The following is a 13,081-nucleotide window of genomic DNA, read 5'->3' on the forward strand; positions in this document are numbered from 1 at the left end:
TCCGCTTTTTTTATTCGTTTTTGAGGTACTTGTCTAAAAATTGCTCCTGTTCCCAAAGAAGGTGCAGAATATTTTCTTTTGCTACATAACTATGGCTCTCTTTAGGAAGTATAACCATACGCACAGGAGCTCCTAATCCTTTTAGAGCCTGAAAATAACGCTCTGTCTGCAGGGTAAAAGTTCCCGGATTATTGTCTGCTTCACCATGTACAAGTAACATAGGTGTTTTCATTTTATCAGCTGTCATAAAAGGAGACATGGTATTATAAACAGTTGGTACTTCCCAATAGTTCCGTTGTTCTGACTGAAAACCAAAAGGGGTAAGGGTACGGTTATAAGCACCGCTTCTTGCAATACCGCATTTGAATAAGTTAGAATGGGTAAGCAGGTTGGCTGTCATAAAGGCACCGTATGAGTGTCCGCCTACAGCAACTTTTTTACGATCTATATAACCAAGATTATCTACCGCATCAATTGCTGCTTCTGCGTTGGCTACCAATTGCTCAATAAAGGTGTCGTTTGGCTGCTCATTATTTTCTCCAATAATAGGAAAAGAAGCATCATCCAATACCGCATACCCTTTTGCAGCCCAATATACAAACGAACCGTAAAAAGGAAAGGTAAATTCATTCGGGTTAGCACTGCTCTGACCTGCACTATTTTTATCTACATATTCGGTAGGATATGCCCAAATCAGTAAAGGCAATTTTTCTTTTTTCTTTTTTAAGTCATAACCGGCTGGCAAATAAAGAGTTCCGGATAATTCAACTCCGTCTTTTCTTTTGTACTTAATGATTTCTTTATGCACATCTTTAATACTCTCAAAAGGGTTCTTGTTAAAAGTGATTTGTTTTAAATCTTCTTTTTTATTGATGTTGCGAATGTAATAATTTGGATAGTCTGTTTTAGACTGAATGTTTACGAGTATTGATCCCTTTTTTAAATCATTTATAGACTGGATTGATTCTATCTTATCGGTATAGCGTGATTGATATAACCGTTTTGTTTTAAGAGATTTTAAATCCAATGCATCGATAAACGGGAACTGACCGTTTTTGGTATGTCCTTCGCCTACAAGCAATAACTGATTGTTTTCTTTTTGTAAGGTGTATCTTCCAAATTCGTTTTTAGCAGTTTGAAAATCTCCGGGATCAGAATAGATATCCTGATAGTTTCTGTCAGAAATAATTTTTAATTCTGATTTTGTCGTCGGGTTGAATAAGTAAGTTTTTATATTTCGGGTATCATACCACTGATCGTAGACAATGGCTGTTTCCTCATCACCCCACTGAATCCCTCCAAAGCGCTGTGGAGTCTGAGTAAGCAGATTTGGTTCACTGTTAAACGGTGCATCCCAGCTGTAAAGAGCATCTCTGAAAGCTACTTCATTTGCAGGATTTCCTTCATCTAAAGCTTCCACAAAAAATAAACTTGCAGCTTTATCACTTCTCCAGCTCATACTTCTTTTTCCTTTTCGTGTCGCCATAAAACCTTTTGGCATTACTTCTGACAAGGCAACGTCATTTACTAATCGTATCGGGTTGCCTTTTTCATCATAGACAGTTGATTTCATTGGAAAACGGCTTAATGGAACAATATAGGAAAATGGTTTTTCAATAACAGTGAGCATAATGTATTTTCCATCCGGAGAAAAAGACTCTCCATAATACATAGCTGCCGGTTTGTAAAGTGTTTTGTTTCCGTTGAGGTCCGTTTTATACAACTCGGATGTAGTGATGTTTTCAAAATTAATCTCATCAGTTTTGTTTTTCAATAAATCCTGATAGGTTCTGTTTTGTGAAACCACTCCTTGTTCGCTCACTGACACAATAGGTCCTTCCGGAATATTTTTTGATGGATCAATAATACCTTTTCTGTTTGCAGGTAATGTTTTTATTAAAATACTCTGAGCATCTTTGAACCATGTTATCGGATTGCCAAGGTTAGCATTTAATACAGCTTCAGTAAGTTTTTTTGCCGTTACTGTTTTAATGTCTAAGACCCACAGTTCGTTTCCTGTAGCAGTAGTATGGGTAAAGGCTATTTTTGATTCATCGGGTGACCAGCTAAGATTGGCAATTCTGGGGTTTTTAGGAAGCCCATTTACCTGAATTTCATTACCTTCATTTATCTTTTTTACTTTGAGGTTATTGACAAAGGTAGTCGTACTTCCTATATTGGTATTCGGATTGATTCGAAGACCGCCCAGACGCAATTCATCCTGATTGAGGTCGTCTAACTCTTTATACGTATTTCGGTATAACAATACCATCGTTTCTTTTTTTGAATCAATTGAAACGGTTGGTGCCCGTTCGAAATCAGCCAGTGCTAAAATTTCTTTTGAAGGTTTTTGGTAAGTAATATTTTCTTGTGCAATCATAGATGTATTTGCAATAAGTAGCGCTAAAATGGAACAGTAAATTAATTTCATATTTAGTAGTTTATATATTTTCTAAAAATAAGGTTTTTATTTTATACAGCCAATTGTGAGAAAATTCCTTGTTTTTAAAAGTACTTTTATTAGCTAAAAAGTGTAATTTTATGGACCTAAAAAAAAGACTATGTATCATTCAAAAATAAGCGGTCTGGGATATTATGTGCCGGAAAATGTTGTTACCAATCAGGATTTGTCTCAATTAATGGATACTAATGATGAATGGATTCAGGAACGTACCGGAATTAAGGAAAGAAGGCATGTAGTTTTAGAAGAAGACACGACTTCGGGAATGGGGGTGAAAGCCGCCAGGATAGCAATTGATCGTGCCGGAATCAAGGCAGAAGATATTGATTTTGTTATATTTGCTACTCTGAGTCCCGATTATTATTTTCCGGGTCCAGGCGTTGCAGTACAAAAGGCCTTGGGAATGCGCACTGTTGGGGCTTTAGATGTACGCAATCAGTGCTCCGGATTTATTTACGCTCTTTCCGTAGCAGATCAGTTCATAAAAACAGGTATGTATAAGAATATTCTGGTAATAGGTTCTGAAATTCATTCGAAAGGACTTGATATGACTACCCGTGGACGAGGTGTTTCTGTTATTTTTGGAGATGGTGCAGGTGCTGCTGTTCTCTCAAGAGAGGAAAATACCGATAAAGGAATTCTTTCCACTCATTTGCATTCAGAAGGGGAGCATGCAGAAGAGCTTGCGCTTGTGGCACCTGGGATGGGAAAAAGATGGGTCACTGATATTATAAGAGACAATGATCCTGAAGATGAATCATATTACCCACATATGAACGGACAGTTTGTATTTAAAAATGCTGTTGTGCGGTTTAGTGAAGTCATTAATGAAGGATTGCAAACCAATAATCTTCAGGTTTCGGATATTGATATGCTTATTCCTCATCAGGCAAATTTGCGTATCTCTCAGTTTATCCAACAGAAATTTCAGTTGACAGATGATCAGGTGTACAATAACATTATGAAGTATGGAAATACTACGGCAGCATCTATTCCTATTGCCTTAACTGAAGCATGGGAGCAAGGAAAAATTAAAGAGGGAGATCTTGTGGTACTGGCAGCTTTCGGAAGCGGATTTACCTGGGCCAGTGCTATCATTCGCTGGTAATATGTGAAATAAAAAATGTAAGTATGAAATTTGATAAAATTGAAAATAAAGGTCAGGCACGTTTATTTGAAAATAAATATTTAGAAATGTTAACCAAAGGACATCCTGCTATTATCTGGGGGATGTACCTGCCTGTTTTAAGTTACCTCATTTACAGAGGTCATGTATATGAAGGCCTCACCACGGCCAATATTGTTGTTATCTTTTTTGGAGCTCTGTTGTTTTGGACTTTGTTTGAATATATTGCGCACCGGTATATTTTTCATTTAGTAAGTGATCATCCAAAGCTCCAAAGAATATCCTATATCATGCATGGCAATCATCATCATTACCCAAGAGACCGGCAACGATTGTTCATGCCGCCCTTGCCAAGTATTATATTGGCTTCGATTATTTTCGGAATCCAGTATTTAATTCTGCAAGAATATGCGTATGCTTTTTTTCCGGGCTTTATGATCGGTTATTTATTATATGCATCGATGCATTATTTGATTCATTCGATTGCTCCTCCTTTTAAGTTTATGAAACCTTTGTGGCGCAATCATCATCTGCATCATTATAAAGATGAGGAAATGGGATTTGGTGTCAGTAATACATTCTGGGATCGCATATTCGGTACTATGTTTGATCTCTCAAAAGAAAAAGAAGATAAAAACAAAGTAAAGGAATTGATGTTTGATAAAAAGAAAAAATAAAAAATCCAGCCATATGGCTGGATTTTTTTTCTAACTAATTCTAAATTAAAAGAAACTTCCTGATTTTTGAACTTCATTGTTTTCTCTGTATTTTCTCTGGATGGCTCTGTTGGATTTGCCTCCGAACATATAATTAAACCCTACATAAAGTGACTGGCTCTCCCAGGTAAATTCCCCTTTTGTGATGAAAGGAGTATCACTCGAATAACCGTATTTCATGGTGTTAAAGATATCATTGAATCGAAGGCTTACACTTGCACGGTTGTTGTTGAATGCATAACGAAGGCCTGCATCAATTTTATACATCTCTTTACTTTTAGCATTTACGGCATCTACAGGTCCGCGATAGAATCCGAATAATGATGCTCTAAGATTTTGTGTAATCTTAATGTTGTTATTCAACCGGGCATTAATCGCATTTGCTTCTACTTCTCTGTTGATCATTTCAAACTCTCCTGTCTGTTGATTTTTGAGGGTTACAATTCCTTTTTGGGTAATGTTATAGAATTCAAAACTTGGTTGTATGTCCCACCATTTGGCAATTTTGTAATTGGCAGATAATTCAAAACCATACGCATTTGACTTATCAAAATTACCATAACTCATTATCATACGGTCATCAGCAATAGCAGATTCGCTTGATAAGTCCGGCTCAAAAGTTCTCTGAATAGCATCTGAAATAGCGCGGTAATAAGTACCTGCTGTGATGGATCCTTTTACTCCAAGAATATGGGTATAATTAAATTCTACAGAATTGGTAAACTGAGGTCTTAATTCCGGATTACCCACTGAGATTACTCTTGGCGTACTGAATTCACGAATTGGTTTTGTTTGTCCGATGCTTGGTCTGTCTACACGGCGGCTCAGGCTGATCTGAAACATATTTCGATCATTGGCCTGATAGGAAAGAAACGCTGAAGGATATACTGTAAAATAGTCATCTTTAAAAGGTGCGTCTTCTGTTCCTAATCTGTATGCTGCTTCAACCTTATAACTCTCAAGACGTGCTCCTAACTGATAGCTGAATTTATTTATTTTTTGTCCGAAAGTAGCATAAAACGAATAAATATCCTGATTGTACTCAAAGTTTGCATCCTGTATGGTTGCATGGGTAGTATCATAAGTATTGTCTGTACCGGTCAAGCGCATTTCTGCTCCAATTTCTAATTTACTGTTTTCAGAAAGCGGATTTACATAATCAATATTTACAATTTTACTGTTCATTTCATCCTTTATCTTGTCGTTATATGGGTCAATACTATTCCCCATCAGATTAAAGGAAGCAAACTGATCGCTGCTGGTAGTGTTATAATTTCCTTCTATGTCCAGTGTATGTCCTTCTTTTGCAAAAAGATGCTTATACGCTATATTATAATTCTGGTTTTTTGTATCAATATCATAACGGTCATATTGTCTGATGGGGCTGGTATTATTTCCGATGATGTTATTATCTACAATACCGAAACCATCTGAATAGTTCTGATTGGTATAAAAAGATAGGGTGTTTTTATCGTTCAGATAAAAATCAAATCCTACCTTAAAATTATTCATTTTTGAATCATTTTTGATATGGAATAACTGAGTGGCATTATTTTCAATCTGTTCGATAGTACCATCGTTGAACGTGACACTATTCATATAACCGTAATTCCCAAAAAAATTGAACTTACCTTTTCTGTAGTTGAGATCTATTGTCTGGTTATACTTTGGCTCTTTTGCAAAAGTAATTCCCCCGTCATAGCTTCCGTTAAAACCATCATTGGTATTTTTCTTCAATTCGATGTTGATGATTCCCGACATTCCTTCAGGATTGTATTTTGCTGATGGATTGGTAATAAGCTCAATTTTTTTGATAGAAGTCGATGGGATCTGTTTCAATAAGGTTTTAGCATCCATATTCGTAGGCTTTCCATCTACGAGTACGCGTACATTTTCATTACCTCTCAACGATATATTACCGTCCTGGTCTACATTTACAGAAGGAATGTTGTTCATTATTTCAGCGGCAGTTGCACCTGCTGTAGTAAGATCTTTTCCTACATTGATTACTTTTCTGTCCACCAGCTGTTCAATGGTTGACCTTTCGGCAATAATTTCCAGTCCTTCCAGAACCTCTGAATCCTGCGTAAGTAATATATCACCTAAGTTAATATCTTTCTTGTCATTATTAACTGTTATAGTGGTAGAGTAATTTTTGAACCCTATATATTCAACCTCTAATGTCAGTGTTTGGTAAGGAATGTTTTTGATGGTAAATTTTCCTTCTTCATTGGTCATGTCACCTGTGAGAATTTCTTCTCCGGATTTGATGGTAATTGTAGCGTAAGGAATGGCTTCTTTTGTTGCCATATCTTTAATATTACCTGTCACACTTCCTGAATTTTGAGAAAAAGAGGCGCTGCTGTAGAGGAATATTCCTAAAAGTAAAAGTTTCATTTTCATAGATTATTGTTTATTATATTTTGTATTATAAGGTACTTTGTTTAGCATACTATACAAACAAGGGAACCTCCGGATTTATTGTTATAATTGATTAGTACAAGAATCGGTATAATTGTTACAGATTCTATGAAATAAAAAGTAAGTATTTTTTGAAAAAGTTTCTGAACGCCTTATTTTACGGGCTTAAATAAAAAATTTGAGCATGTAATAGGATAAATGTATCTTTGCTTATTAAAATTTAAAATTAGCAGAAATCATGAGTTTACAACAAATTCTTACATCGCAGATACAGCAGGCTGTACAATCATTGTTTGATATTTCTATTGAGAAAGTAGAATTTCAGGCAACGCGCAGGGAATTTGAAGGAGACATTACAATGGTTGTATTCCCTCTATTGAAAATGATCAAAGGCAATCCGTTAGAGATTGGTACAAAAATCGGAAACTACCTTGTTGAGCATACTGCCGAAATTTCTAAATTTAATGTAGTCGCGGGCTTTCTGAATCTGGTGGTAGCAGATGCCTATTATCTTCAATTCTTTAAAGATATAAAAGGAGATGATATGTATGGATATGTGCAACCCGAAGCGGATCAAAAAGCAATTATGGTAGAATACTCTTCTCCAAACACGAATAAGCCTTTGCATTTGGGGCATATCAGAAATAACTTATTGGGATATTCAGTAGCGGAAATTATTAAAGCTTCCGGTAAGAAAGTATATAAAACCCAGATCATCAATGACCGTGGAATCCATATCTGTAAATCGATGCTGGCATGGCAAAAATTCGGAGAGGGGCAAACACCTGAATCTACCGGTCTTAAAGGAGATAAATTGGTAGGTAACTTCTATGTTGCTTTTGATAAAGCGTACAAATCGGAAATAAATGAGTTGATGGCTCAGGGAAAAACCGAAGAAGAAGCTAAAAAGCAGGCACCGCTAATGATGGAAGCACAAAATATGTTGCTGAAATGGGAAGCAGGTGATAAAGAAGTAGTAGAACTTTGGAAGAAGATGAATCAATGGGTGTATGATGGATTTGCAACGACCTATAAAAATCTCGGAGTAGATTTTGACAGCTATTATTATGAGAGCAATACGTATCTTTTAGGAAAAGATGTTGTGGAAGAAGGTCTTAAACAAGGCGTTTTCTTTAAAAAAGAAGACGGGTCTGTCTGGATTGATCTTACTGATGACGGATTGGATGAAAAGCTGGTATTGCGTGCTGACGGAACTTCGGTTTATATTACTCAGGATATCGGAACAGCCATACAGCGTGTAAAAGATTTTCCTGATGTAGGAGGAATGGTATATACGGTAGGAAACGAACAGGATTATCATTTTAAAGTTTTATTCTTAATTCTCAAAAAACTGGGATTTGAGTGGGCATCACAACTGTACCATTTATCTTACGGGATGGTCGATTTACCATCAGGGAAAATGAAATCACGGGAAGGAACTGTTGTCGATGCGGATGATTTGATGCATGATATGACGGTAACGGCTAAAAATATTTCAGAAGAGCTGGGTAAACTTGAAGGATATTCAGAAGAAGAAAAATCGACATTATATCAAACAATTGGTTCAGGAGCCTTAAAATATTATATTTTGAAAGTAGATCCGAAAAAACGAATTCTTTTCAATCCGGAAGAGTCAGTTGATTTTGCTGGAAATACAGGTCCTTTCATTCAGTATACGTACGCGAGAATCCAGTCCATTCTTCGAAAATCAGCTTTTGATTATTCTAAGCCGGTAGTAATGGATGCCATGCATGAGAAAGAAAAAGAAATCATCAAGGCATTGGCTTTATTTCCGGATGTGATACAAAATGCAGCAGTAAGTCACAGTCCGGCATTGATTGCCAACTACACCTATGACCTTGTTAAAGAATACAATTCCTTTTATCAGTCGGTGCCAATTCTCGGAGAAGAAGATGAGGTTAAAAAAATATTCAGAGTTCAGTTGTCTGATAAAGTCGGAAAAACAATAAAGAACGCTTTCCGGTTATTGGGCATCAATGTTCCGGAACGCATGTAAATTGCAAACGCTGTTTTATGATAAAGCAGCGTTTTTTTATTTTATTCCTTTTTTCCAAGCTGTTTTTCTTCAGGAAAATAGCTTTTATGCGTTTATAATAATCCTTTTTTTGACACTTAAAATACTTTATAGTATCTTTGTTGTTTAGTTAAAACAGACATGTATGTTCGATAATTTAAGCGATAAACTTGATAAAGCCTTTCATATATTAAAAGGGCACGGAAAAATCACAGAAGTAAACGTTGCAGAAACCTTAAAAGAAGTGCGTCGTGCTTTGCTTGATGCCGATGTTAACTTTAAGATTGCAAAAGATTTTACCAATCGGGTAAAAGAGAATGCACTTGGTCAGAACGTACTTACTACGTTACAACCGGGGCAATTGATGGTGAAGATTGTAAAAGACGAATTAGTCGAATTAATGGGAGGTGATGCTGCAGGTATCAACCTTTCAGGAAATCCGTCTGTTATTTTAATGTCCGGTTTACAAGGTTCGGGAAAAACGACTTTTTCAGGAAAACTCGCCAATTTTCTAAAAACTAAAAAGAATAAGAAACCTCTTTTGGTGGCTTGTGATATTTATCGTCCTGCTGCTATCAATCAGTTACATGTGGTGGGAGATCAGATAGGAGTAGAGGTGTATTCTGAACCTGAAAATAAAAATCCTGTTCAGATTGCTCAGAATGCCATCGCTCATGCCAAACAGAATGGCTTCAATGTCGTTATTGTCGATACAGCGGGTCGTCTGGCAATTGATGAACAGATGATGAATGAGATTGCTGAGGTACACAAAGCGATTCAGCCTCAGGAAACGTTATTTGTAGTAGATTCGATGACGGGACAGGATGCTGTAAATACAGCAAAAGCCTTTAATGATCGTTTGAATTTTGATGGTGTAGTACTTACAAAATTAGATGGAGATACCAGAGGTGGTGCTGCCATTACAATTAAATCAGTAGTAAACAAACCAATTAAGTTTATAGGTACCGGTGAAAAAATGGATGCAATTGATGTATTCTATCCGGATCGTATGGCCGACCGTATTTTGGGAATGGGAGACGTGATCTCTTTGGTAGAGCGCGCCCAGGAACAGTATGACGAAGAAGAGGCAAGAAAACTTCAGAAGAAAATTGCTAAAAATGAATTTGGTTTTGACGATTTCCTTTCTCAGATTCAGCAAGTGAAGAAGATGGGAAGCATGAAAGATCTTGTTGGAATGATCCCGGGGGTTGGTAAAGCCTTAAAAGATGTGGAAATTGAAGACGATGCCTTCAAACATATAGAAGCAATTATTCACTCTATGACTCCGGCAGAAAGAAGCAGACCGGCTGTTTTGGATGCAAAGAGAAAAATGCGTATCGCAAAAGGTTCGGGAACTGATATCCAACAGGTAAATCAGTTGCTGAAACAATTTGATCAGATGAGTAAAATGATGAAGATGATGCAGGGTACAAAAGGTAAAAACCTGATGCGTATGATGGGGCAGATGAAAGGAATGGGGCTCAAATAACTTTAAAACAACACAACACACATAAAATGCAACTACTAGACGGTAAAAAAATATCAGATGATATAAAAAACGAAATCGCAGAAGAAGTAAGTAAAATCAAAGCTAAAGGTCAGAAAGTACCTCACTTGGCAGCCGTGATTTTAGGTAACGACGGAGCCAGCCTTACGTATGTAGGCAGTAAAGTAAAAGCCTGTGAGCGTGTAGGTTTTGAATCTACCCTTGTAAAGATGTCTGCAACTACTTCTGAAGTGGAACTTTTGGCAAAAATCAAGGAACTGAATGAAAACGATGATATTGACGGGTTCATTATACAGTTGCCATTACCTCCTCAGATCAATGAGCAAAAGGTCTTAATGGCGGTTGACCCGAGTAAAGATGTTGATGGCTTTCATCCTGAGAATTTCGGAAGAATGGCCTTGGATATGAGTACTTTTATTCCTGCTACACCTTTCGGTATTTTAGAATTATTAGAACGTTATAATGTACAGACACAGGGAAAACATACTGTTGTAATTGGAAGATCACACATTGTAGGAAGGCCGATGAGTATATTGATGGGTAGAAAAGGCTTTCCGGGCAACTCAACAGTAACGTTGACACACAGTCATACAAAAAACATCAGCCAGATTACTACACAGGCAGATATCATTATTACAGCATTGGGAGTGCCTAACTATCTGAAGGCGGAAATGGTTAAGGATGATGTGGTGGTTATCGATGTCGGAATCACGCGCGTTGCTGATGATAGTCATCCAAAAGGATATGTGATACAAGGAGATGTTGATTTTGAAAATGTAAGTAAAAAAGCATCTTTTATTACTCCGGTGCCAGGAGGTGTCGGACCCATGACGATTGCCATGTTATTAAAAAACACATTACTTGCACGTGAAAGACGTGCAAAAGCAAAAGAATAGTTTTTATCTAAAAAATCAAAGACCATCTGGAAAATTCAGATGGTTTTTTTATGTTTACATTATAGATTATAAAAATATATGCACACCTATCAGACACTTTTCAAAAAATATCAATCTATCCATCACGATCTTAAGAAAACTTCTAATGTTCTGAGTTATTTACGAGTAGTAACGATTTTGGGGATTATTTATTTGTTCTATCTTTTTTTGAGAACAGAAAATGCTTTGTACGGCTATATCAGTTTTGGAATGGTGGTTTTATTTGTGATATTGATCAACAGATATCAGTCGGTTTCAAAAAAGCTGGCATATCATAAGGCTCTTATGCAAATTAATGAAGACGAACTGAACTTTTTGGAAAAGGGGACTAATTCTTTTGATGACGGAGCGGAATATACAGATTCTCAACACCCATATTCTTATGATCTGGATATTTTCGGTACTTCCTCTATTTTTCAGTACATCAACAGAACGGCTTCCTATGTAGGAAAAGATTTTTTAGCCCGTATATTGTTGCATCCTTCTTCTGAAAAAGTCATTGTTAAACGACAGGAAGCTGTAAAAGAGCTTAGTGGTGAGATAGATTGGAGGCAGAAAATTAATGCTTTGACAAAAATATCCAATGACTCAAAAGTTGATTTTGAAAAATTAAAACAATGGTGTACGCAGGAGCCGGCTTCGTTTTCAAAAATTAAAATCTTATTGAGTTATCTGGTTCCGGTTGTATTTCTGTTTAGTGCTGTTGCTTATCTGATTACTTCAGATCTGCTCGTGGGAAAACTTACCTCATTTCTTTTTGTATTGAATTTAATGTTGTTTTCTATTAATAGCAAACGCATGCAGCAGGAAATAGTAAGCTCGGATAAAATTTCCCATACACTCTCCAACTATGGTGGTATTCTTCGTGAAATTGAACAGAAGAATTTTTCTTCAGTCCAGTTAACAGCTCTTCAAAGAGAATTGATAAAGGACAACCAGAAAGCCAGTGATGCCATACTTCGGTTGTCAGCTCATTTTGAAAAACTACAGACCATTGCGAATATATTTGTGATGATTGTTTTTAATGGATTTTTTCAATACCATAATCACGTACTTCAACAAGTTATCAGGTGGAAAAAACAACACGCCCTGCAACTGATCCGATGGTTTGAAATAGCAGGAGAAGTAGAAGCGCTTAACAGTCTCGCAAATTGTGCTTATAATAATCCCAATTTTGCCTTTCCGCACATCAATCATAATAACGAATTTAAATTTACTGCTTTAGGACATCCGTTAATAAGAGCAGAGAAAAGAGTTTGCAATGACATTGATTTTACCCAAAACAGATTTGTTATTCTCACAGGGTCTAATATGTCAGGGAAAAGTACATTTCTGAGAACTGTTGGTGTTAATCTTGTTTTGGCAAATGCGGGAGCTACAGTTTGTGCTGAGTTTGCAACAGTGGCACCAATGGAGTTATGGGTATCTATGCGTTTGACCGATTCACTCAACGATAGTGAATCCTTTTTTTATGCAGAGGTAAAACGCTTGAAAACAATTGTAGAACACGCAGCTGAAAAACCGGTTTTTATACTTTTGGATGAAATTCTGAAAGGAACTAATTCAGATGATAAAACTTCGGGTACCATCGGAGTAGTAGAAAAAATCATATGTACACAGGCAACTGGAATGATTGCCACACATGATCTTGAAGTTTGTAAAACCACTTATAAGTATCCGGAGATTCTGGCAAACAAACGATTTGAAGTCGCTATTATTAATGATGAACTTTGCTTTGATTATAAGATGCAGGATGGCATCTGTGAAAACAGAAATGCGACGTTTATCATGCAAAAAATGGGCATCATATAAGAGAATCATTATTGTTTATACCTCATATTGGCTATTTCTTAATCTGGATTATCTTCTGATACATTTTT

8 protein-coding genes are annotated in these 13,081 nt (G+C 36.5%); 6 read left to right on the forward strand and 2 right to left on the reverse strand.

Annotation, left to right across the window (positions count from 1 at the left end):
• Nucleotides 1–10 precede the first annotated feature (10 nt).
• Complete coding sequence (locus QW060_RS02945) at nucleotides 11–2,431, reverse strand: S9 family peptidase (protein ID WP_290362215.1); 2,421 nt, start codon at nucleotides 2,429–2,431, stop codon at nucleotides 11–13.
• Between the two features lie 130 nt (nucleotides 2,432–2,561).
• Between QW060_RS02945 and QW060_RS02950 the strand changes: the two genes are divergently transcribed.
• Together QW060_RS02950 and QW060_RS02955 are read left to right on the forward strand one after the other, a co-directional pair.
• Complete coding sequence (locus tag QW060_RS02950; RefSeq protein WP_290362216.1) at nucleotides 2,562–3,569, forward strand: 3-oxoacyl-ACP synthase III family protein; 1,008 nt, start codon at nucleotides 2,562–2,564, stop codon at nucleotides 3,567–3,569.
• A 23-nt stretch (nucleotides 3,570–3,592) separates the two neighbouring features.
• Complete coding sequence (locus tag QW060_RS02955) at nucleotides 3,593–4,264, forward strand: sterol desaturase family protein (protein ID WP_290362217.1); 672 nt, start codon at nucleotides 3,593–3,595, stop codon at nucleotides 4,262–4,264.
• 45 nt (nucleotides 4,265–4,309) lie between these two features.
• Here QW060_RS02955 and QW060_RS02960 read toward each other — a convergent pair whose 3' ends face one another.
• Nucleotides 4,310–6,706: a TonB-dependent receptor domain-containing protein gene (locus tag QW060_RS02960; protein WP_290362218.1), complete on the reverse strand. Its 2,397-nt coding sequence runs from the start codon at nucleotides 6,704–6,706 to the stop codon at nucleotides 4,310–4,312.
• A gap of 256 nt (nucleotides 6,707–6,962) precedes the next feature.
• Between QW060_RS02960 and argS the strand changes: the two genes are divergently transcribed.
• The 4 genes from argS to QW060_RS02980 all read left to right on the forward strand — a co-directional run bounded on the left by argS (nucleotide 6,963) and on the right by QW060_RS02980 (nucleotide 13,013).
• Nucleotides 6,963–8,741: an arginine--tRNA ligase gene (gene argS / locus QW060_RS02965; RefSeq protein WP_290362219.1), complete on the forward strand. Its 1,779-nt coding sequence runs from the start codon at nucleotides 6,963–6,965 to the stop codon at nucleotides 8,739–8,741.
• A gap of 163 nt (nucleotides 8,742–8,904) precedes the next feature.
• Nucleotides 8,905–10,248: a signal recognition particle protein gene (gene ffh / locus QW060_RS02970; RefSeq protein WP_290362220.1), complete on the forward strand. Its 1,344-nt coding sequence runs from the start codon at nucleotides 8,905–8,907 to the stop codon at nucleotides 10,246–10,248.
• 26 nt (nucleotides 10,249–10,274) lie between these two features.
• Complete coding sequence (locus QW060_RS02975) at nucleotides 10,275–11,162, forward strand: bifunctional 5,10-methylenetetrahydrofolate dehydrogenase/5,10-methenyltetrahydrofolate cyclohydrolase (protein WP_290362221.1); 888 nt, start codon at nucleotides 10,275–10,277, stop codon at nucleotides 11,160–11,162.
• Between the two features lie 78 nt (nucleotides 11,163–11,240).
• Nucleotides 11,241–13,013, forward strand: coding sequence for a MutS-related protein (locus QW060_RS02980; protein WP_290362222.1), 1,773 nt, complete (start codon nucleotides 11,241–11,243; stop codon nucleotides 13,011–13,013).
• Nucleotides 13,014–13,081 lie beyond the last annotated feature (68 nt).

This window comes from Paenimyroides ceti, from assembly GCF_030409925.1.